At 68.2% G+C, this 21,320-nt stretch carries 15 protein-coding genes and 4 pseudogenes; 13 read left to right on the forward strand and 6 right to left on the reverse strand.

Annotated elements, in window-relative coordinates; genetic code table 11:
* Positions 1–12: 12 nt before the first annotated feature.
* Genes P2Q00_RS40200 through P2Q00_RS40230 form a run of 7 tightly spaced genes read left to right on the forward strand, consistent with a single transcriptional unit; the run spans position 13 to position 7,950 of the window.
* Positions 13–981 (forward strand): carbohydrate ABC transporter permease, encoded by a 969-nt coding sequence (locus P2Q00_RS40200; RefSeq protein WP_275779448.1) that lies wholly within the window; start codon positions 13–15, stop codon positions 979–981.
* Entirely contained in the window at positions 978–1,850 is an 873-nt protein-coding gene (locus tag P2Q00_RS40205) for a carbohydrate ABC transporter permease (RefSeq protein ID WP_275779449.1), read from the forward strand. Before P2Q00_RS40200 ends, P2Q00_RS40205 begins: the two co-directional genes overlap by 4 nt.
* Positions 1,851–1,877: 27 nt before the next feature.
* Positions 1,878–4,751 carry a glycoside hydrolase family 2 TIM barrel-domain containing protein gene (locus tag P2Q00_RS40210; RefSeq protein WP_275779450.1) on the forward strand — a complete coding sequence of 958 codons (2,874 nt, stop codon included), beginning with the start codon at positions 1,878–1,880 and terminating at the stop codon, positions 4,749–4,751.
* A complete protein-coding gene (locus P2Q00_RS40215) occupies positions 4,748–5,335 on the forward strand; it encodes an MFS transporter (protein WP_275779451.1) in 588 nt (195 codons plus the stop codon). Before P2Q00_RS40210 ends, P2Q00_RS40215 begins: the two co-directional genes overlap by 4 nt.
* Positions 5,332–6,339 carry an ABC transporter ATP-binding protein gene (locus tag P2Q00_RS40220; RefSeq protein ID WP_275779452.1) on the forward strand — a complete coding sequence of 336 codons (1,008 nt, stop codon included), beginning with the start codon at positions 5,332–5,334 and terminating at the stop codon, positions 6,337–6,339. The genes P2Q00_RS40215 and P2Q00_RS40220 overlap by 4 nt, the downstream gene beginning before the upstream one ends.
* Before the next feature lies 1 nt (position 6,340).
* Positions 6,341–7,144: an ABC transporter permease gene (locus tag P2Q00_RS40225; protein WP_275779453.1), complete on the forward strand. Its 804-nt coding sequence runs from the start codon at positions 6,341–6,343 to the stop codon at positions 7,142–7,144.
* A gap of 5 nt (positions 7,145–7,149) precedes the next feature.
* On the forward strand, positions 7,150–7,950 hold the full coding sequence (locus P2Q00_RS40230; RefSeq protein WP_275779454.1) for an ABC transporter permease: 801 nt from the start codon (positions 7,150–7,152) through the stop codon (positions 7,948–7,950).
* A 578-nt stretch (positions 7,951–8,528) separates the two neighbouring features.
* Here P2Q00_RS40230 and P2Q00_RS40235 read toward each other — a convergent pair.
* Positions 8,529–8,804 (reverse strand): annotated as a pseudogene (locus tag P2Q00_RS40235) (integrase core domain-containing protein); the annotation flags it as partial.
* A 21-nt stretch (positions 8,805–8,825) separates the two neighbouring features.
* Complete coding sequence (locus tag P2Q00_RS40240) at positions 8,826–9,605, reverse strand: helix-turn-helix domain-containing protein (protein ID WP_275779455.1); 780 nt, start codon at positions 9,603–9,605, stop codon at positions 8,826–8,828.
* An 840-nt stretch (positions 9,606–10,445) separates the two neighbouring features.
* On the opposite strand from P2Q00_RS40240, the gene P2Q00_RS40245 reads away from it, so the two are divergent.
* Positions 10,446–14,138 (forward strand): KAP family P-loop NTPase fold protein, encoded by a 3,693-nt coding sequence (locus P2Q00_RS40245; RefSeq protein ID WP_275779456.1) that lies wholly within the window; start codon positions 10,446–10,448, stop codon positions 14,136–14,138.
* 286 nt (positions 14,139–14,424) lie between these two features.
* On the opposite strand, the gene P2Q00_RS40250 is transcribed toward P2Q00_RS40245, so the two are convergent.
* Positions 14,425–14,934, reverse strand: a complete 510-nt coding sequence (locus tag P2Q00_RS40250; RefSeq protein ID WP_275779457.1) for a hypothetical protein — start codon at positions 14,932–14,934, stop codon at positions 14,425–14,427.
* Positions 14,931–16,190 (reverse strand): AlbA family DNA-binding domain-containing protein, encoded by a 1,260-nt coding sequence (locus P2Q00_RS40255; protein ID WP_275779458.1) that lies wholly within the window; start codon positions 16,188–16,190, stop codon positions 14,931–14,933. Before P2Q00_RS40255 ends, P2Q00_RS40250 begins: the two co-directional genes overlap by 4 nt.
* 619 nt (positions 16,191–16,809) lie before the next feature.
* Between P2Q00_RS40255 and P2Q00_RS40260 the strand changes: the two are divergent.
* Both P2Q00_RS40260 and P2Q00_RS40265 read left to right on the forward strand, forming a co-directional pair.
* Positions 16,810–16,941, forward strand: a pseudogene (locus tag P2Q00_RS40260) (undecaprenyl-diphosphatase); the annotation flags it as partial.
* A gap of 147 nt (positions 16,942–17,088) precedes the next feature.
* A complete protein-coding gene (locus P2Q00_RS40265) occupies positions 17,089–17,268 on the forward strand; it encodes a hypothetical protein (protein WP_275779460.1) in 180 nt (59 codons plus the stop codon).
* Positions 17,269–17,294: 26 nt separating this feature from the next.
* Here P2Q00_RS40265 and P2Q00_RS40270 read toward each other — a convergent pair.
* Positions 17,295–17,540: pseudogene (locus P2Q00_RS40270) on the reverse strand (alpha/beta fold hydrolase); the annotation flags it as partial.
* Between P2Q00_RS40270 and P2Q00_RS40275 the strand changes: the two are divergent.
* Positions 17,534–17,746: pseudogene (locus tag P2Q00_RS40275) on the forward strand (TetR family transcriptional regulator C-terminal domain-containing protein); the annotation flags it as partial. The pseudogenes P2Q00_RS40270 and P2Q00_RS40275 overlap by 7 nt on opposite strands.
* 21 nt (positions 17,747–17,767) lie before the next feature.
* Here P2Q00_RS40275 and P2Q00_RS40280 read toward each other — a convergent pair.
* Positions 17,768–18,748, reverse strand: a complete 981-nt coding sequence (locus tag P2Q00_RS40280) for an LLM class flavin-dependent oxidoreductase (protein WP_275779462.1) — start codon at positions 18,746–18,748, stop codon at positions 17,768–17,770.
* 247 nt (positions 18,749–18,995) lie between these two features.
* Here P2Q00_RS40280 and P2Q00_RS40285 point away from each other — a divergent pair, with 247 nt between their 5' ends.
* On the forward strand, positions 18,996–20,801 hold the full coding sequence (locus P2Q00_RS40285; RefSeq protein WP_275779463.1) for a sialidase family protein: 1,806 nt from the start codon (positions 18,996–18,998) through the stop codon (positions 20,799–20,801).
* A 12-nt stretch (positions 20,802–20,813) separates the two neighbouring features.
* Positions 20,814–21,269, forward strand: coding sequence for a hypothetical protein (locus tag P2Q00_RS40290; RefSeq protein ID WP_275779465.1), 456 nt, complete (start codon positions 20,814–20,816; stop codon positions 21,267–21,269).
* Positions 21,270–21,320: the final 51 nt, after the last annotated feature.

Here is a 21,320-nt window from a genome sequence, read left to right on the forward strand (position 1 = left end):
CGGACCAAGGACATGTCGACCACCACCACCCGCGGGGTCGCCCGCCCCGCCGCGGCCAAGCCTTCCAAGGCCCGGCCGCGGCGGGGGCTCACGGCGAACAACACCCTCAACTTCTGGCTCTTCACCGGCCCGTTCCTCATCGGCCTGGTGATCTTCGTCTTCGTTCCCATCGGTTGGAGCATCTGGCTCAGCTTCTTCGAAGCCCGCTTCACGGTCACCCCCAGCCACTTTGTCGGCTTCGACAACTACCGGCAGATGCTGACGGACAGCGCCTTCACCGGCTCGCTGGTGACGTTCACCGTCTTCGCCGCTTTCATCGTGCCCACCACCTGGGCGCTCTCGCTGGGCCTAGCCCTGCTGGTGCACCGGCTGCGGTTCATGCGGGCGTTCTTCCGCTCGGTCTTCTTCCTGCCCACCGCGTGCAGTTACGTCGCCGCCGCGCTGATCTGGAAGATGTCCATCTTCAACGGCGTCCGTTTCGGCCTGGCCAACACGGTCATCGGCTGGTTCGCCGCCGACAACGTCGCCTGGGTCTCCAACCCGAGCCCGCCCTGGTACTGGCTGGTCATCCTGACCGTCCGCCTGTGGTTGCAGGCCGGTTTCTACATGATCCTGTTCCTGGCGGCGCTGCAGAACATCCCGCAGGAGCTGTACGAGGCCGCCGCCATCGACGGTGCGAAGCAGGGCTGGCAGACCTTCCGGTACATCACGCTGCCCCAGTTGCGCGCCACTTCGACCGCGGTGATCCTGCTGCTGCTCGTCGCCGCCTACCAGGCGTTCGACGAGTTCTACAACATCATCTCGACCAGGGCGACCTGGGGTCAGACGCCCCTGATGGTCCTCTACAAAACGGCACTTGGCGCGAACCAGGACTACGGTTCCGGCAGCGCGGGCGCTGTCATCCTGACGGTGCTGATCTGCGCCGTCACCCTGCTGCAGGGCAAGTTCATGGGCTTCGGAAGGGGGGAGGAGTCCAAGTGACCACCACCGCACCCCAGGTCGGCGAGGGACGTCGGCCCAAGCGCGGGGGCCTCCTCGGAAACACCGGTCTCTACGTCGCCGTCGGCATCGCCGCGCTGCTCTTCCTGATCCCCTTCTACCTGATCGTCCGCAACGCCCTGTCCACGGACCAGGAGATTACGGGCGAGAACTGGCAGTTCTTCCCCACGAGTCTGCAGTGGGGCAACATCTCCGAGCTGTTCGACGATCCGACCGTCGACTTCGCCCAGTCCATGTGGAACTCGCTGGTCGTCGCCGTTCTGATGACCGCCGGCATCCTGCTGGTCTGCTCCCTGGCGGGATACGGTCTCGCCCGTATCCCCTACCGGCACGCCAACAAGGTCTTCTACGCGGTTCTCGCCACCCTGATGGTGCCCACCGCCGTCACGTTCGTGCCCAGCTTCGTGCTGGTCTCGTCCCTCGGCTGGGTGGACACCTACCGGGGCCTGATCATTCCGGGCCTGTTCAGCGGTTTCACCTGTTTCCTCTTTCGGCAGTACTTCCTCGGGTTCCCGAAGGAGCTGGAGGAGGCGGCGCGGGTGGACGGGCTGGGTTACTGGACGGCGTACTGGCGGATCGTCGTTCCCAACTCGCTGAACTTCTTCGCGGCGATGGCGACGATCACGTTCATCAACGGCTGGAACGCCTTCCTGTGGCCGCTGGTCATCGGCCAGGACCCGAGCTCGTGGACCGTCCAGGTCGCGCTCTCCTCGTACATGACGAACCAGACGGTCAACTACCACCTGATCTTCATGGCCACCGCCATTTCCATCCTGCCCCTTGTGCTCGTGTTCCTCTTCCTCCAGCGCTGGCTGGTACAGGGAATCGCACAGACCGGCATCAAGGGCTGACGCCCTCCACTCACGACCTGGAGACCGATGTCTTTCCGCACCTCCCCATCGGCCATCGACTACGTCGAGGACGTCTCACCGGGCAGCGGGGCCCTCCCGCCCCGCGCCTGGTACGCATCCTCGGACGCGAAGTCCCTGTCACTGAACGGCAGTTGGCGGCTTCGTGTGTCGCCGACCGCCGACGCCGAGGACGACTCGTTCGCCGAGCCCGGATTCGACGCCGGGGACTGGGCCGAGGTCGCGGTCCCCGGCCACTGGGTCCTCCAGGGCGACGGCGCCTTCGGCCTGCCCATCTACACCAACCACCTCTACCCCTTCCCGGTCGACCCGCCGCACGTCCCCACGGAGAACCCGACCGGCGACCATCTGCACCTCTTCGACCTGCCCGAGGACTGGCCCTCCGAGGGCGGCTCCGTCCTCCGCTTCGACGGCGTCGAATCCTGCGCCCGCGTCTGGCTGAACGGCACGGACATCGGCGAGTTCAAGGGCTCCCGGCTGCCGCACGAGTTCACGGTCGGGCACCTGCTCAAGCCCAGCGGAAACGTGCTCGCCGTGCGTGTCCACCAGTGGTCCGCCGGCTCGTACCTGGAGGACCAGGACCAGTGGTGGCTGCCGGGCATCTTCCGTGACGTCACGCTGCTGCACCGCCCGGCGGGCAGCGTCCTCGACTTCTTCGTCAACGCTTCCTACGACCACATCACGGGCGAGGGCACCCTGCGCGTCGACTCCGACGTCGACGGGCGGGTGTCCGTGCCCGCCCTGGACATCGATGTCGCAACCGGGGAAACAGTTACGGCAGCGGTCCAGCCGTGGTCGGCCGAAGTGCCGAAGCTGTACGACGGCGAGCTGGTCACCGAGGGCGAGCGGGTGCCGCTGCGCATCGGTTTCCGTACCGTCGAGCTGGCCGACGGCCTCATCAAGGTCAACGGCAGGGCGGTGCTCTTCAAGGGCGTCAACCGGCACGAGTGGCACCCGGAGAAGGGCCGCGCCCTCGACCTGGAGACCATGCGTGCGGACGTGCTGCTGATGAAGCGGCACAACCTCAACGCCGTGCGCACCTCGCACTACCCGCCGCACCCGGCCTTCCTGGACCTGTGCGACGAGTACGGCCTGTGGGTCATCGACGAGTGCGACCTGGAGACCCACGGCTTCACCGAGCAGGCCTGGCGCGACAACCCCGTCGACGACGACCGCTGGACCCCCGCCCTCCTCGACCGCGCCGCCCGCATGGTCGAGCGCGACAAGAACCACCCGTCGGTGGTCATCTGGTCCCTGGGCAACGAGGCCGGCACCGGACGCGGCCTCACCGCCATGGCCGAGTGGATCCACGGCCGCGACGCCTCACGCCTCGTGCACTACGAGGGCGACTGGAACTCCCGTGACACGGACATGTACTCACGGATGTACGCCTCCCACGCCGAGATCGAGCAGATCGGCCAGGAGCTGGACGGCGGCACGCACAAGCGCCGCGAACTCCCCTTCATCCTCTGCGAGTACGGGCACGCCATGGGCAACGGCCCGGGCGGCATCGCCGACTACCAGGAGCTGTTCGAGAAGTACGACCGCCTCCAGGGCGGCTTCATCTGGGAGTGGATCGACCACGGCATCACCCACCCCGAGCTGGGCTACGCCTACGGCGGCGACTTCGGCGAGGAGCTGCACGACGGGAACTTCGTCTGCGACGGTCTGGTCTTCCCCGACCGGCGGCCCTCCCCGGGCCTGCTGGAGTTCAAGAAGGTCATCGAGCCGGTCGGCATCGAGGGCGACGGCACGGACGGCACCGTGCGGGTGACCAACAAGCAGGACTTCGCCGACCTCTCCGCGTTCGCCTTCGAGTGGTCCTACCAAGTGGACGGCGAGACGGTCGAGTCGGGCTCCCTGTCCGTACCCGCGCTCGCCCCGGGCGCGTCCGCGGACGTCAAGCTGCCCGAGCCGCCGGCCGACCACGGTGGCGGCGAGTCGCAGTGGACGGTACGGGCGCTGCTGGCGGCCGACACCGCCTGGGGGCCGGAGGGCCACGAGGTGGCCTGGGGCCAACTCCCGGGCACAGCAAGGGCGTTGCCATCGATCGCTGCTTCTGACGGTCCCGTGCCGGGCGACGGCGTGATCACCCTGGGCCCGGCCTCCTTCGACGCCCGCACCGGTGCGCTGAGGACCATCGGCGGTGTCGAGGTGAGCGGCCTTCGCCTGGACGTGTGGCGGGCGACCACCGACAACGACGAGGGCGCCGAGTGGCAGACCGGCACCCGCTACGCCGAACTGTGGCGCAAGTACGGCCTGCACCGCATGCGGCACCGCCTCGACGGCGTGGAGGTGGGCGACGACGCACTGACGGTGCGGACCCGGGTGGCGCCAGCCGCCTGGGAGTTCGGGCTCGCCGCGGTGTACCGCTGGACCTCGGACGGCAACCGGCTGAAGCTGACCGTGTCCGTGGGGCCGGAAGGCGAGTGGCCGGTGCCCCTGCCGCGCCTCGGTGTGCGCTTCGGGCTCGCACAGGCCGACGGTGTCAAGTGGTACGGCGGCGGTCCAGGCGAGGGCTACCCGGACACCAAGTCGGCCTCCAGGCTTGACCGTTGGGAGTCCACGGTCGACGGGCTGCAGACCCCCTACCTGCGCCCGCAGGAGAACGGCGCCCGTGCCGACGTCCGCTGGGCAGAGCTCGGCGGGCTGCGCATCGAGGGCGACCCCGAGTTCTTCCTCACCGCCCGCCGCTGGACGACGGAGCAGCTGGACGCGGCCGCCCACCTCACCGACCTCAAGGCCGTTGAGACGGTCTGGGTCAACCTCGACCACGCCCTGCACGGCATCGGCACCGGCTCCTGCGGCCCGGGCGTGCTGCCGCAGTACCAACTGCGCGCCGAACCCGTCGAGTTCTCCTTCGTCTTCTCGGAGATCAGTTGACGGACACGGACATACGGTCCCCTGCGGTCGGCCGGCTCTTCAGTCGGCCGGCCGCGGTCGCGTCCTGCGTCGGCTTCGTCCTCATCGGCATGCTCCAGGCGCTGTACGGCCCCGCGATCCCGGGCCTGCGCACGGAGTTCGGCCTGTCCCCGTCCGGCGCCGGACTCGGTCTGAGCCTGCACTTCTCGGGCGGCGTCGCGGGCGTCCTCGCCTTCAACGCAATCCACTCCCGGATCAACAACAGGGCGCTGCTGGCGGCGAGTTACGGCCTGATGGCGCTCGGCGCCGCGTGCTTCGCGCTCGCCCCGGACTGGCCCCTCGCCCTCGCCGCCGCCTTCCTCGGTGGTCTCGGCTTCGCGACCGGACTGCCCTGGCTGAACAGGGCCCTTCCCCAGGCGAGGCGCGCCGGTGCCTGGGTCATCGCCGCGTCGATGATCGGCGGAGTGGCGGCTCCCCCGCTGCTGGGGGTGGGCATCGAGGCCTTGGGCATCCACGCCGTCCCCTTGCTGCTGACCGTGCTCTCCGCCGCCTCGCTCGCGGCGACCGTCTGGCTAATCCAACTCACCCGGAGGTCTCTCGATTGACCGGCAGTATCGAGGTCCGCGGCCTGTCCCGCACCTTCCACACCACCGTCCGCCGCCCCGGCTTCGCCGGCGCGCTGCGTTCCCTGGTCAACCCGGAGCGGGTGGCCAAGCACGCCGTCTCCGACATCAGCTTCGACGTGGCACCGGGCGAACTCCTCGCCCTGCTGGGCCCGAACGGCGCCGGCAAGTCCACCACCATCAAGATGCTCACCGGCATCCTCACACCCACCTCCGGCGAGGCCCGGGTCGCCGACGTGGTGCCGTACGAGGAGCGGGAGCGCAACGCCCGTAACATCGGCGCCGTGTTCGGGCAGCGCACCCAGCTGTGGTGGGACCTGCCGGTCAAGGAGTCCTTCGCCATCCTTCGGGACATCTACGACGTACCAAAGGCCGAACACTCCGCCCGCCTGCGGGAGTTCGACGACATCCTCGAACTGTCCGCCTTCTGGGACACCCGCGTCCGCCACCTCTCCCTCGGCCAGCGCGTGCGCTGCGACCTGGCCGCCGCCCTGCTGCACGACCCACCGGTGGTCTTCCTCGACGAGCCGACCATCGGCATGGACGTGGTGGTCAAGGAGCAGGTGCGGGAATTCCTGCGGCATCAGGTCGAACAACGCGGCCGTACCGTCCTGTTGACCACGCACGACATGACCGAGGTCGAGCGGCTCGCCGAGCGGGTCGTGCTCATCAACCACGGGCGGCTGGTACTGGACGGCACCCTCGACGAGATCCGCCGCAAGTTCGGCTCGACCTGGCAGGTGCGGGCGACGCTCGCCGACGGGCACACCGACGTCGTACCGCCGCCGGGCATCGCGCTGCTGCGGCAGGACGGCCCGCAGGTGGTGTTCGGCCCGGACGGATCCGAGGCTCCCACGGTCCACCAGGCACTCAAGGCCGTCATAGAGCGGTACGAGGTGACGGACATCGCCATCGACGAGGCGGACCTGGAGGACGTGATGCGGGTCGCCTACGCGCACGCGGGCCCGCCAGCGGAAGGGGCCTGACATGGCGGTCCTGCACGCGTGGCGCACCGCCCGCGTCACCCCGCTCGGCGAACTGCACGCACCGCCCCGTATGACGGCCGTCCTCGTCCGGCTGACCGTGCAGGTGGTCCTGGTCGCGTCCCTGTGGAGCGGCCTGTACGCGCACACCGGCGCCACGGCCGGCATGACCCGCGAACAGGCCATCTCGTACGCCGTGCTGGCCGCACTGGCCTCCCGGCTACGGGAGTTGGACCAGTACGCGGGCCGCGACACCGTCATCCAGCACGTGCACTTCGGCACCATCGTCTACTGGTACCTGCGACCGCTGCCGCCCGCCCGCTACCACGCGCTGCGCGCCCTCGGCGAGCAGATCTACGGAGCCGCGTGGGCGCTCGCCGGATTCGCGGTGTGCCTAGCGGTCGGGGTCGTCCAGCCGCCCAAGTCTGCCGCCGTGGCCGGGGTGTTCGTACTCAGCCTGCTGCTCGGCCAACTGATCCTGTACTTCATCATGCTGCTCATCGACCAGTGGTGTTTCTGGATGCTGCGCAACACCTCCGCCGTGCTGATCCTGATCTTCGCGCAGAACCTGATGTCCGGGGTGTACGCCCCGCTGTGGTTCTTCCCCGGCTGGTTCCGCACCCTGAGCACCTACCTGCCCTTCCAGGCGACGCTCAACGTGCCGCTGTCCCTCTACGTGGGTCGGATCCAACTGTCCGATGCGGGCAGGCAGTTGGCCATCCAGGCCGGCTGGGTCGTCGTGCTCTTCCTCTTTACCCGGTTCCTGTGGCGGCGGGCCGCCCGCCGTGTCATCTCCCAAGGAGGCTGAGGCCTGTGAACGCCGTCCGGATCGCCTGGCGCATCACGCGCCTCAACATCCGTGCCCAGATGGAATACCGGGTCGAGTTCCTGCTGAACATCGCGATCGGCGCGATCTGGCAGGTGTCGGTGATCGTGTTCGCGACCGTGCTGCTGACCCGGTTCACCGGCATGGGCGGCTGGGACAGCTCGGACGTGCTGCTCATCCCCGCGACGCGGATGCTGGCGCACGGGCTGTTCGTACTGGTCCTGGGCCGGATGCACGGCCTCGGCCGATATATCCAGGAAGGACGCATCGACATCTATCTGCTGCGGCCCATGCCGGTCCACCGACAGGTGCAGCTGCAGTACTTCCCCACCAACGCGATCGGCGACCTCACGGTGGCCGCCGGCCTGATGGCCGGCGCCCTGTCCCGCAGCCACCTCGACTGGACGGCGGGACGGATCACGTACCTCATCACCTGCCTGATCGGCGGCATGCTGCTGGAGGCCGCCCTGTTCACGGCGGTCGCCTGCGCCTCGCTCCGCTTCCCGGCCGCCGACTACTGGGGCCGCTGGCTGGAGGAACTGCTCGGCACCTTCGGCAGCTACCCGCTGAACGTGCTGCCCCGGGCGGTGGGCGGCTTCCTCACCTTCGGCCTCCCGCTCGCGTTCGTCGCCTACTTCCCGGCCGCGGTCCTCACCGGCCACGGCCACGACACGGGTGTCCCGTACTGGCTGGCGGCCGCCTCCCCGCTACTCGGAGCACTCGCGTACCTCGGCGCGCGGCTGCTGTGGCACTGGAGCCTGGACCACTACACGGGGGTGAACGGTTGACGGCGACCTCCAGGTCCCGGCGTCAGGTGGCGAGGGCCTCGAAGAGGCGGTGGGAGCCAAGATCACCGCAACCCCGGTGCTACCGTACTTCCGGAAGCCCTGGCTGCTTCCAGATCCCACATCTCGCTGGACCAGCTGCAGCGCTGGTCCGTGCCGCTACGCAGCGAGACTGGGCCCGGATCAACCACACCAGTCGTGTCATGCGCGCGTCATCAATTCCAGCCGTCACCAAGACGTCTACCGGTGTACGGCCCGGATCGGCTTCGGCGAAGATCTTCTCCATGCACCAGAACCCACACGACCAACGCTGAGGCCGTGTAAGCCCGCCGGGCCAAGATCGCCCCCATGCCAGCGGCGCCTCCAGCGCCATACTCGGCAGCAGTGGCGCGCAGGAGTTCGCGTGCGGCGCCGTCCAGGGCGGGGCCGTTGCCGTCCGGTCCGGTCCGGGTGGTGACCGAGACCCGGTTCCGGACCGGGTCCATCCGCTGGGCCTTGAACGTCACGCAAAGCCAGGCGGCGCCTGTCCCGCGCGAAAATCCTGGTTCGGGCTGCTGATCAGGCCGTTTGTCTGTCTGCCGTCAGGCTGCTTGCCGGTACTCGTTGAGGAGGCCGCCGAGTAGTTGAGTGCGGCGGACGCGGCGTCCGAAGGGGATGGCAGGTGTCGTCTGGCCGGTCTCCGAGGCTTGGGGAGATCGTTGGTGGAGGGCTTGGTGGGGGCGGTGCCGGTTGTAGTGGTCGGTGTAGGTGTTCAGGATGGTGCGCAGGTGCCGTTCGTTCATGATGAGTAGGCGGTCGGTGCACTCGCGGCGGACGCTGCCGACCCAGCGTTCCGCGAAGGCGTTTGCCTTCGGGGATCTCGGCGGGGAAAGTAGTACCTACACGCCCGCGTCGGCGAGCACGGCGTCGAAGGCGTCGGAGAACTTCCCGTCCCGGTCGCGCAGGAAGAACCGGAACCGGTCCACCCGGCCTTCGAGGTCCATCATCAAGTTCCGCACCTGCTGGGTCACCCAGTCTCGGTTCGGGTGCGCGCTGATGCCGAGGACGTGCACTCGGCGCGTTGCGACTTCCATGACGAACAGCACGTACAGCCGTCGGCAGAATGCAGTATCCACATGGAAGGAGTCGCAGGCCAGCAGTCCGGAAGCCTGGGCGCGTAGGAAGGAGACCCAGGTGTCGTGAGCCCGCTGGGGCGCGGGCGGAGTGTTGCCCTGCAGCAGTACTGACCGGACGGTGGCGGCGGAGACCGTGATGCCCAACCGGGCCAGCTCTCCCTGCACTCTGCGCTGTCCCCACAGCGGATTCTCCCGCGCGAGACGCAGGATCAGCTCCCGCGTCTCCTCCGATATCGGCGGCCGACCGGGGCTCTTGTGGGGGTAGGTCCACTTGCCGGCGATCAGCTCTCGGTGCCAGCACACTAGCGTCGCTGGGGTGACGAAGAAGCTGCTCCAGCTCTGTCTAGGCAGCAGACGCGACAGGGCGGCCAGCAGGACAAGGTCGGCCGGTTCCAACTTCGGTTTACCGAGCTGGCGTTGGAACGCAGCGAGCTGGTGCCGCAGCACCAGCAGTTCGACGTCCTTGGCAACGTCGCCCAGCAGCCGCAGGCCTGCCAGCTCCAGCGACCTGCGCGTCAGCAGATGGATCCATGACCACCGCATGGATCTCGATCATTCCCCGGTCCACGACCGTCCCGCAGCGAAACGTCCTGATCAGGGGCCCGAACTCGGGTTTTCACGCGGGACAGGCTGCCGACTGGGCAATGCGCAGGCCCTGCACGGACGGGGGCGACAGAGCCCCAACTACGGCTGCTGGGCGTCTATCTCAGCGCGCACAGTGAGCCATCCTCGGGAGAGGGACTAATCGAGTCCGACCGGGTCGTCCACAGCTGCGGCATCCGCGAGCAGGAATTCCCGGGCGCACTGAGCCGCCTGACGGCGAACGGCTTTCTGGACGGGTGGCGGTTCTGCCCGGAGTCGGAGGACCTGCACTGGACACTCGCACCGGGACAACGATGAACGTTCCCTTCGACTGTTCTGCGTGCGGGCCCCTGCGCTGGTAACGGCTGCGGCAGACGGCCAAGGGGTGCGGGCCCGCGACGGGCCGGGCGGCGGCTGCGACACCCTGCGTGATGAGCGGCCAGAAGGCGAACATATAGCGGTCGACGAAGTCGTCGTACGAGCCGTCGGCGCCCCGCTCCCCTCCCCGGTCGGGACAACAGGCTTGGCACGCCATTGGAAGGCCCTGGGGTTCCGAGAAGAGTGTGAGGTCCGGCCCGCCGTCACGATGACCCACCGCCGACCGTGCCCGCCCAACGCACAGTCGACGGTATGTGTGCCGGTCTGTGCGGCTCGGCGCCAACGACAAGGTCGGATCCCGCCCGTGACCGCGGGCGCGTCCCGTTGTCGGTGCTGCCGTTTATCGTGTTGCCCAGGTGAAGTAACGGTGCCGACCGTGCACTTCAGGGGAACGTGGGCACAGAGCCCGAAAGCGGGGCAGCAGTGGCACCAAGGGACAGCAGCCGCATAGAACCGGACGACCTGATACGGGACCGCGAGGTCGACAACGCCCAGAGTGACCGGCTGGCCCACAGTCACATCGCCGAGCAGCTCAATGACGTGGCGCTCTCGGTCCCCACACCGACAAACATCGCGGTGTGGGGTCCTTGGGGTTCCGGCAAGTCGGGCGTGGCCAATCTCCTGAAGGGGCTGCTCGAGAAGCAGCGGAACGTGCGGTTCGTGCGGTTCGACGCCTTCAAGTACGCAGAGAACCCACTGCGCAGGAACTTCATCATCGCGGCCGCCACCGCCCTCGGAATCAAGGACGCGAAGTTCCACGAGGAATTGTACGGCGGGCGAGCCGCCGTAAAGCTTCAGTTCGAAAAGGGCGACGTCCGACGCCTCCTGAAGATGTTCGCGTGGATGTTCGGTGCTGTCGTCGCGTTCTTCGCCGCCGCCATGGCGTTCTTCGCCTGGTTGCACGGAGGGGCGTTCCGGCCCACGTTCGCCAACATGGCGGCCGGAGCGCTGAAGGCGGGGCTCGCGCCGGCCGCGCTGCTGACCTCCTTGATGGTCCTGGTCTCGCGCACTCTCACTCGCGAGCACAAGACGGAAGCCGCCGACAGCGACGAACAGTTCGAGAAGCTCTTCGCCGACCTCGTCAAACGCTCCCGAGTGGAACGGCTTGTCGTGTTCGTCGACGAGCTGGACCGGTGTAAACCCTCCGACGTGGTAGCGACCCTGGACGCCCTGCGCACGTTTCTGGGCGTTGGCGGTTGCGTCTTCGTCGTCGCCGCCGACCAGCAGGTCCTGGAAGAAGCACTCACCCGTGCCCTGGAACAGGCCACGCCTACCGACGCCGTAAACCCGTACTACAGCAGCGGAAGCGGCTACCTGGACAAGGTGTTCCAGTACCAGCTCAGTCTCCCTCCACTGCTGGTGCCCAAGGTGACCAGCTTCGCCGCCGACCTGGTGCGCGGGCGGGGCGGCGTGTGGGCGACGGTCGACGTCAATCTGGTTGTGAGCGTTCTCGTGCCCTCGCACGTGCGCAGTCCCCGCCGGGTCAAGGCGCTGCTGAACACCTTCGTTCTGACGTACCGGCTGGCTCAGCGGCGTGCCGCGGACGGGCTGCTGGAGATCGACCCAGCCACGCGGGTCGAGGAGATCGCCAAACTGGTCTGCCTCCGGGTGGAGTTCCCGCTGTTCGCCCGGGATTTGCTGCTCGACCACCGGCTGTGCGCGTTCGTACTGGCGCTGGACTCCAACCCCGAGGCCGACCTGGGCTTCGCCGTGAGCGAGCAGGCCAAGGAGGCCGCCCGCCGCTACGCGAACCTCGACGCAGCCGTCGACCAGCATCTCAGTGTCCCTGAGGACCCTGACGAGATCGAGACCGAGGACCAGAAGGCGGACGACATCCGAAAGCATCACGGCCAGCAACTCGTTGCCTATCTCAAGAAGACACGGATCGTGCCGGGCCCGGGCCGTGACCTGATCTTCATGGAGACCAGCGGCAGCGTGTTCGGACTGCCCTCCACTGCGGCCGAGACACTGGAGCAGCAGGCACAGAACGCCGAACTGGACGCGGTACTCTCCTCCGTCGGCGGTCTTCCTGCCGAGGACCGTTCTGCCGCGCTGGCTCTCCTCCTCCAGCAGGCACGGGACGCGATCGGTCTGGAGGAGGAGAACGTCGCCCACGCCGTCCTGGCCGTCTGCGGTGACGCGGCTCTCTCCCTGAACGGCACAGCGGACACTGCGGTCGAAACACTCACACCAATCCTGACGAACTCCCCGCATGCGCTGCCGGATGAGGTACTGCCCGGATGCTGGCGGCTAGCACTGGCCAGTGACCGTCCGGCAGCAATCGAAATGCGTACGATCGTCCTGCGGCACTCTGCCGTCCGAGACAGTGCCTCCACAGCCGCCATGGTGATGCGCTATGTCGAGTCGGCCTTGACGGCAGACCCCGGCCTCGTGCAGCAACTGGTGTCACATCATCTACTGGGCGACGAGGAGGACATGGCCGAAATGCTCGCCGAACTCCCCCCTTCTCAAGCGGCGATCCTCATGGAGCAGGTCGGGCCCCACATTGCCAAGGAACTGCGGGCGCTGATCGAGAAACACGAGGAATGGGAAAGAGCGCAAGACCAGCCGGCAGCCGTCCCGTCGGCTCCGTCTCCGGAGCCGAGGAGTCCCGACGAGGCGCTGCGGAGGCTGGAGGAACTTCTGGAGCACTGGTGCGAGGAGCGCTCTGAAGCGGCACACTCCGTCGTAGGACTGCTGCTGGCGTCGGACAGCAAGCCGGGCCGGGACATCGTCGAACAGCACGCCGACAATATCCCCACCGTGCGGGAGACCGCCTTGGCTCGGGCGGTGCTGTCGAGTTCCCACCGGCGTTCACTCCCCTACTGGCCGGCGTGGCTGGGACTGCTGGATCCACGATCAGCTATCCCCGAAATGACCGGCGAGTTCAACACCCTGCTCAAGAAGCTGTGGACACTGGCCAGCAGCCCCACCAACACTCCAAAACCGGAGGAGGTCGACCGCACCGCGGGCAGCCTCATGCGGCTCTTCGACAACCAGCCCCCGGGCCAGCATCCACACATCACGCCTTTCGTGCTGCCGGCGCTGTCTCGTCCCTCGACCGACGAGGAAGCCGGGGAGCAACTGCGGCTGCTCGACGTGCTGCAGCCACTGGAGAACAGCGGTCTGCTGGAGCGCGCAGCCTTCGTTCGCCACCAGGCGGCAGTAGTCACCGAGTTGCTCACCGACGGGGATGACCTCCTCGTTTCACACGACAGCGCGATCTTGACCTACATCGAGTCCCTCGTGAACAACTGCCTACGTGACCTGGTCGCTGCCGGTCCCGCTCCGTTGAACCCCGGAGAAGCCCGCGCTCTGGTAAACGCCCTTGACCACAGCGACTGGCTGCCCGGGAACGAGCACACTCGCCTGCGGGTCCGCGCACACCATCTGCTGGCGAGCGGCGGCATCGACAGAGACGGTCTTCAGCCGCTGCCGACGGCAGCGGCCATGGCCGATCACGCCCGGAAAAATCCCGACCACGCCGGCGAAACACTGGCCGCGTGGATCACGCTCGAAGAACCCTCGGCATCGGAGCTACTCAAGGCCGTATCGGCAGGCCTGCGGCAACAGTCGCCGACCCACGCCGACGCGGCGTTGCTTCAGGCGGTGGCCTCACGGCTGGCCGCTCTGCCAACGCAGGACCAGGCCGGCTTCTGGAAGGATCTGCTCGCAGGCCCAGGCACTCGCCTGCCCACCCAGACACTGACCTCGGCCGGATGGCCGTCGCTCCCGGACGCCCATACGGCCGAGCTGCTGATCGAGAGGTACGACCGCGCATCCCGGAATCCCGACCGCCGCGCCGTTCTCGACCTGTGGCGGGCCGCGAACGTCACGAACCCATCCGCCCGCCGCGACCTGATCCAGACGATCCTCCTGCCCATGCTCGAGGCCAACCAGGGAGCCGCGGAACTCGCCATCCAGTACCTGCCACAGCTCATGGAGTCCGTCCCCAAGGGGATGGGGAAGGCCGTGCGCGAGACCGTCGAAGCCAGCGGCAAGAAGTGGCGCAGCCTCGACGAGCGCGGCATCAAGGCACTGACAGCCATCGGTTACCGCACCGAGCGCACCGGTCTACTGAGAACACGCCGCATCAGCCGCAGCAACGACACCTGAAGTGTCACCACAGGCCAGTCACCCCCGAGGCCACGCCGTATAGCCCAAAGGTTCAACCACCCACCAGCACATCGCACAAGCGGCCGTCATCCCGATCTCGGCTTCACGCCTAGTGAGCACACTGAAATCTAATGGGCAGCGAAGCGAGTCATCACCGACCGAGTCCTGAGTCACGAGCTCTGGCGATAGACGGTGGGGCTCGTTGGAGGAAGCAGCGGTACGCCAACCCTGTCTCCACCCAGCGGCTGGAACGCTCGCAGCGTACGCACTGAGGCGCGGCACGTTCTCACGGGCGTCCGACCCAGGCTTTGTGGTCGGGGGCGACGTGCAGTTGCTCGCGTAGGCGGCCGCGCAGAACACCGACGCGCGTTCGGCCCTCCAGGACCTGGAGCCCGCTGTTCGACGGATCCAGGAGACGCCGGTCGATGAGGATCGGCGGGCGCAGCCACGTTCCGTGCTTTTCCCAGTGCCAGCTGACTTCTGGAGGCCGGACCCTGACCCAGTGCACCGGGTTCTCGGCGTAGCTCTCGATACAGCCGGCGTCGGACGCTCCGGTCGGCATGCCGTGGAAGTCCGCAGTGGGGATCGCCTCCAGCCGCCACGTGACGTCGCGCAGGTCGATGCCGCCGTAGTCGTGTACGAAGGCGGCGTTGTCGCCGTGGTCGAAGAGGAACTGTTCGACGACGTCGTCCGGCCACTGCAGGGAGACCAACGACGGGTCGGCGCGGAAGCGGGCGAAGCTGAGGCCGCCGTCTTGGCGGCGGGTCATCAGCGGGCTGAGGTCGCTCAACTTCATGCTGTGGTGACGGTCGGCGCCTGCCGGAATCCGGCGGCGATCTCATGGTGGCGTGCGAGCACCGTGTTCGGGCCGACACGGACATAGAACTCCGCGCGCTGTCCGTCGCGGTAGGCGTACATCTGGCCCCCGCCGGAGACCTCGATCGCGAGGACCGTCTTTCCGTCGTGTTCGATCACGCGTGGCTCGTAGGACGGCACCGGCTCCAGGTTGTCCCGGATCATGCCCACGACCTGGAGAACCTGCTTATCTATGTTCGCCCCCTCGGGCAGGCCCACGATCTGCAGGTCGTCCCGGACACCGATCAGGACGGTGCCGCCGTCCTGCGATGCGAAGGCGGCGATGGTCTTGAGCATCTTCTTCCGCGAGTCGCCCTCCGGGACCTCCCGCTTGCACTCCAGATGTTGCCCCTCACCGTTCGCCAGGAGAAGGTCCAGCTCAGGGCCGGGCTGCTCCCAGACGACCGAGGCATCGCGGGCGCGCCCGTACATGGGAGCCGGGAAGTGGCGCCAGTCCAGCGACTGGTCCGCGCGGCGGAGCATCAACAGGCTGTCGGGCGCGAGTCCGTTGGGCAGCTCGAAGCGGTAGGCGCCGGCGCCGTCGACGGACTGGAGTTCGTTGCCCGCAGCCCAGCTCAGCTCCAGTACCGCGCCGTCCAGGGCCTCGCCGTCGACGACGGCCGTCAGCAGGTCGGGCCCGATGGTGATCTGTGTAAGCCAGCCCGCGCGCTGCGGCAGAACGATACGCCACAGGTCCGAGCGGCCCGCGTTGCTGTCGTGGGGGCGCTGGTGAAGGAAGGCGCTGAGGGCCTGGTCGAAGTTCAGGAAAGAGGGGCCGTCCCCGACCAGCAGGTCGTGGCCGGGCTGGAGCGTGTTGGCGTCCCGGTTGATGGTCCACTCCGTGCGCGGCCACGGCGTGGTCACCCGGTCCCACTCTTGCTGGCCGCGCAGCCGAGAGGTGGAAGCGCTGGAGGGCGGCGGGCCGGGGGCGACGACGTGGAAACCGCGGATGTCCTGTTCGTCGCCCCGCAGCAGCGCGGCGACCGTCGGGCCGGGCAGGCGCAGTTCCAGGAAGCTCGCCGTGCTGTAGCGCCAGGCCCGCTCCTTCACCGGGGTGTCGTCGTCTAAGGTGACCTGGCCATGGTGCAGTTGCCACTGTTGTGCGTCCGCGACCAGTGCCAGCCGGACGTTCACGGCGGCGCGCTCGCTGAGCATCGCCACCAGTACGGCCGTGTCCGTCTGCCCGTTGTTCGCCATGTCCGGCTTCCCTCTCCCCGCAGCGTGTGGAGCCGAACCAGACACTTCGTCACGCTCCGCACTGCGGGCAGGCTACGCCGCAGGTACGTCGGCGGAAGGCCAAGTGCTTTCCTCAGCTCAGGCGGTAGCCGAGCAGCTCGAGGCCGGCAGCCGCGGCGCAGTGCGGCGTTGCCCACCCTCGTGGGTTCGATTCCGCGCGTCCGATTCGAAGGATCCGACTCGAATTCGAGTCACGCGGACCCGGCCTTCGTGGGGACGCCAGTGCGAGGACGTTCCCTTCAGCAAGATGGTCTTGTTGGGCGCAGTTGAGGCTGGAGAGGGGATCGAATGCCTACAGGAGTGGCTGTCGTGTGCGATACCGACGACTGCTTCGCCGTCTATCTGGCGGTGGAGACCGGCGACGACGAAGACGCGCGCTCGACCTCCGCGCTCGGGGCGGCGGTCGTGAGGAGGCTCGTGTTCAGCATGCTCATGGACGATGCAGTCGATGACGGCCTACGGGCCGAATCACCGGTGAAGAAGAAGTCTGGAAAGTGCCATCTCCCACTGCTCTCCCATTCGATCTTGAAGAGCGGTGGAAACAGCAGGTCAAAGCCGCTCAGGACCTCGACGCTCGAACTGGTTCATGAAGTTCATTTCGACGAAGAGCTTCATGCCGTTCGTCTGGTACCGCATCGCGCTGGGCGTCGTCATCATCGCCCTGGTCACGGCGGGCGCACTGAGTCCGCACGCGGCGGAGTCGGCGGGCTGATCCGCGGCCCGGCGGCCTGCCTCAACGGTTCGCCGCGATGCGGCAGTTGCAACTCCGTGCGCCCTGCGAAAATCCGTGACCAATCACATACAGGATGGGTAGCCGCCCGGTAGCGCAGTGTCAGTGCTTGCCCCTAGGCTTGTGCGCATGCCCACCCATTCCTTAACCCGTGGTTCCGTGCGTTCTGCCGCCGAGGTCAACGAGCAGATTCGTGCGCTGTGGATGCGCGCGGGCGGTTCCCTGTCCGCCCAGGAGCGCGCGGAGTACGAGCTGTTGGTGGTCGAGTGGGCGGCCGCGATCCAGAGCGACGTCATCAAGGCAGCCTGAAAGGCGGCCTGAAGGGGCTGCCACTGTCAGCCGACGGCAGCCATGAAGTCCAGCATCCGCCGGTTCACCTCGTCCGCATGGTCGATCTGCGGGCCGTGACCGGTACTTGAGACGATCTCGGCCCGGGCGCCCGGCACCAGGCGCGGCACCCGCTCCACCTGCCGCTGCGGGTGCACCAGCAGGCTTCGCCTGCCGAGCACCAGATACAGCGGGGTGCGTACGGTGGACAGCTCGGCGTCGGACAGCGGCAGTGGAGCCGGGCGCCGCCGCCGAGGAGGCCCTGACCGTGCTCCTCCGCAAGGCCGGGGAGGCGGGTCTGCTGTGCCCCGGGGTGGACGCACGGCTGGAGGCGGTCAGTCTGCTCGCCATGTCTGCGGGGCTAGGCACCAGCGTCCTCGTCGGCCAGCGCAGCCCGGAAGCGGCCGCCGAAGTGCTGCACCATCATCTGGACCGGATCTTCCGGGGCGCGGCCGGTTGAGCGTTCGGCGTCGTCCGTGGCTCACACGGCCTGGACGGCGTGCCGTTTGACGAGTTCGTACGACTTCAGGCGGTCGGCCAACGCGTAGACCGGCGTCACCAGCATGAGTTCGTCGGCGCCGGTCACGCCCACCAGCTCCGTCAGCTGCTTGGTGACAGTGTCGGGCGAGCCGTGTGCCTGCTGCGCGCGGAAGCTCGTCAGCCCCCGCTCTTCTTCCCCGGTGAACGAGTGGCCTGCTGCCTCTTCGGGAGTGGGGAAGGGGATGTCGCCCCGTCCCTTGAGAAGGCCGGCCTTGACGACATCCATCGGGCCCGCGAGCCGGGCCGCCTCCTGCTGCGTCTCGGCGCACACCGTTTCCACGCAGATCAGCACGCGGGGGTGCGCACACCAGCGGGAGGGGGCGAACTGCGCGCGGTAGTGATCGAGTGCGGCGAGGGTGTTGTCGGGACGGATGTGATGGGCGAAGGCGACCGGAAGTCCGAGTTCCGCCGCGAGCGCCGCACCGGCCGTACTCGACGCCAGCAGCCACGGCTCCGGGAGCGGGCCGAGCGCGACCTCGTCCACCAGGAAACGCAGGGTCGCCGATACATCGTCCCGGTACTCGTCGTCCGTCGTCGGCCCGGCCCCGCGCCGCAGGGCCCGTGCCGTCGGCTCGTCGAAGGTGCCCGGGCCACGGCCGATGCCCAGGTCGATCCGGCCCGGATGCAGCGCGGCCAGCGTGCCGAACTGCTCCGCCAGCATGATCGGAGCGTGGTTGGGGGCGAGCACGCCCCCGGAACCGAGACGGATGGAAGACGTCAGCGCGGCCGCGTGCGCGGTCAGGACGACGGGCGGAAACGCTCCGATGGCCGGGGAATGGTGGTGCTCGGCGTACCAGAGCCGCAGGTAGCCGAGGTCTTCGATGCGCCGGGCGAACTCGGCGGTGTCCCGTAGCGTGTCCGCGGCTCGGGCGCCCGACTGGACCATGGCCACTTCGAGCGCGCCGATCGGAATGGTGATCATTCGGTCAGTATAGGAATCGCCCGACAGCGCCAACTCCCGCTGAGTACAAGGCCGATCGCCACTGTGCCGGCCGCGGGACGCTGCTCCCGGTCCGGACAACGGATCCAGGCCGCAACGCATCTGCCGCAGAAGTACGTTCGGTTTCTCGCGACGGACGCCTTCTGCCTCTCCGTAGAGCAGACAAAGACGCTTCTGTACCGCCACGCATCACCACCCTCCGTCCGATTCGCGAACACACGAGGTACCTGTGGCTCTCCTCTCCGCACTCCGCCTTCTCCATCACCCGCGGTCGCGGGGGCGTGTCGCCGTCGGGTTGCTGGCGCTCCTCGCCGGAACCCTGCCGAGTGCGTCGGTCGACGCCGCCACTCCGCCGTCCGGATCGGTCACCGACACCGCGCCCACGACCACATGGAGCGCGGGACCCTTCGCCGTCCCGAACGTCTCCGGCACCACCGGGACGGTGAGCTGCGGAAGTCCCCAGCTCTGCGACGACTACGCCCTGAAGGTGTCGGTGCCGGTCGGCTACGACGCAGGTCACCGCCTGCGCATGGACGTCAAGTGGCCCGACTCCGCAGCCGACTTCGACCTGTACGTCCTCGACCCGGACGGCCATGAGGTGGCCGCCTCGGCCTCCGCCGGCGCCCCGGAGACGATGCTGCTTCCGGCGGTGACGGCGTCGTACACCGTGCGCGTCGTTCCCTACGCCCCGCTGGGCGACAGCTTCACCGCGACCGCGAGCCTGGTCGCCAGTCCGGTGGATCCACCGCCGAGTACGGCCGTGCCGCCGACATACGCGAACTCCTCGGCACCCGACGGCATCACGGACGCGCACAACGCCGGCGAGCCCTCCATCGGCGTCGACCGGGCGAGCGGCGCCGCGATGTTCCAGGCGTACACCTCGACACTCAAGGTCACCTACGGCGCCGCCGGAACGGCCACCTGGCAGGACAAGAGCGCGAACGCGGCCAACGGCTGTCCCCAGGGCAGCACCACCAGCCTCGACCCGATCCTGTTCACCGACCCGGCCACCCATCGCACCTTCGAGTCCCAGCTCGCCGGCAAGACCGCCCTGACCTGCTACACCGACGACGACGGCGAGACCTGGACCCCGACGGCCGGCTCCGGCATCAACTCCGGCGTGGACCATCAGACCCTCGGCGGCGGCCCCTTCACCCCGGGCGGGCCGGGCAGCGTCACGTCGTACCCCGACGCCGTCTACTACTGCTCCCAGGACATCGCCGACGCCTCCTGCGCGGTCAGCCGGGACGGCGGGGTGACGTACGGGCCCGCGGTTCCGATGTACTCGCTGCTGGACTGCGGCGGCCTGCACGGGCATGTGAAGGTCGCTCCGGACGGCACGGTGTACGTGCCCAACAAGGGGTGCGGCGGCCATCAGGCCGTAGCCGTCTCCGAGGACGACGGGCTGACGTGGACCGTCCGCGCGAACCTCTCCAGCACCCCCGGTGACTCCGATCCGAGCGTGGGGATCGGGGCCGGCGGAACCGTCTACATGGGCTACCAGAACAGCGACGGCGCGGCGCGTGTCGCGGTCAGCCACGACAAGGGCAGGACGTGGCTGTACGACCAGAACGTCGGCTCGGCCCTCGGCATCAAGAACATCGTCTTCCCGGCCGTGACCGCGGGCGACGACAACCGCGCCGCCTTCGCCTTCCTGGGCACCACCACCGGCGGCAACTACCAGGACACGGACAACTTCAAGGGTGTCTGGCACCTGTACGTGGCCACCACCTACGACGGCGGCCAGTCCTGGATCACCGTCGACGCCACCCCCACCGACCCGGTGCAGAAGGGATCGATCTGCACGGGCGGCACCACCTGCGGGAAGGACCGCAATCTCCTGGACTTCAACGACGTCACCATCGACTCCCGGGGCCGCGTGCTCGCCGCCTACGCAGACGGCTGTACCGGCAGCTGTGCCACCGGCGGGGCGCAGAACTACGACGCCCTCGCCTCCCTCGCCCGCCAGTCCTCCGGCAACACGCTGTACGGCGCTTATGACGCCGTGGCCGGCGGCAAGCACAAGAAGTCCTGAGGAGGTCGGTCGATGAAGCCCTCGTACCCGGCAGCGGTGATGACGGTCGTCATCCTGGGTCTTGCGGCCGGCACCGGATGTTCGGCGGCGGCGAAGCACGCCGAGCCCTCGGCCGCGCCACCGTCGACGGCCGCTGTGTGTCCAACCGGCCCCGCACTGCCGCTCCCCAAGGACTTCCCGGAGACTCTTCCCGTCCCCGACGGCGCGGTCCTGACCTCGGTGGAGCACCGCACCGGCGGCCGTCTCGTCGTCGCCACGGTCGTGCCGGGCGGCTTCGAGGCCGCGCTGACGTTTCTGCAGAAGCGGCTCCCCGAGACCGGATACGCCCTGAAGGAAGGCGAGGTGGAGGCGGACGACGCCGAGTCGAACTTCTCCTCCAGGACCGTCGAAGGCCGCTGGACCCTGCGGAAGCTGCCCGCTTGCGAGGGAGAGGTGGAGCTGACCTACCTGACGTCCGCCGTTTCCTGAACCGGGCCTCGGCCTCGATGAGGCAATGCACCGAAACCTCTCCTGTCCCGT

Origin of the sequence: Streptomyces coacervatus, from assembly GCF_029223485.1 — a bacterium.
Lineage (GTDB): Bacteria > Actinomycetota > Actinomycetes > Streptomycetales > Streptomycetaceae > Streptomyces > Streptomyces coacervatus.

Excerpts from the sequence above, each read along its gene's own strand:
- P2Q00_RS40290 (WP_275779465.1), top strand. The coding sequence starts at position 20,814 with ATGAAGCCCTCGTACCCGGCAGCGGTGATGACGGTCGTCATCCTGGGT.
- P2Q00_RS40255 (WP_275779458.1), bottom strand. The coding sequence starts at position 16,190 with ATGGCGAACAACGGGCAGACGGACACGGCCGTACTGGTGGCGATGCTC.
- P2Q00_RS40250 (WP_275779457.1), bottom strand. The coding sequence starts at position 14,934 with ATGAAGTTGAGCGACCTCAGCCCGCTGATGACCCGCCGCCAAGACGGC.
- P2Q00_RS40280 (WP_275779462.1), bottom strand. The coding sequence starts at position 18,748 with ATGATCACCATTCCGATCGGCGCGCTCGAAGTGGCCATGGTCCAGTCG.
- P2Q00_RS40200 (WP_275779448.1), top strand. The coding sequence starts at position 13 with ATGTCGACCACCACCACCCGCGGGGTCGCCCGCCCCGCCGCGGCCAAG.
- P2Q00_RS40240 (WP_275779455.1), bottom strand. The coding sequence starts at position 9,605 with ATGCGGTGGTCATGGATCCATCTGCTGACGCGCAGGTCGCTGGAGCTG.
- P2Q00_RS40225 (WP_275779453.1), top strand. The coding sequence starts at position 6,341 with ATGGCGGTCCTGCACGCGTGGCGCACCGCCCGCGTCACCCCGCTCGGC.
- P2Q00_RS40265 (WP_275779460.1), top strand. The coding sequence starts at position 17,089 with ATGCCCACCCATTCCTTAACCCGTGGTTCCGTGCGTTCTGCCGCCGAG.
- P2Q00_RS40210 (WP_275779450.1), top strand. The coding sequence starts at position 1,878 with ATGTCTTTCCGCACCTCCCCATCGGCCATCGACTACGTCGAGGACGTC.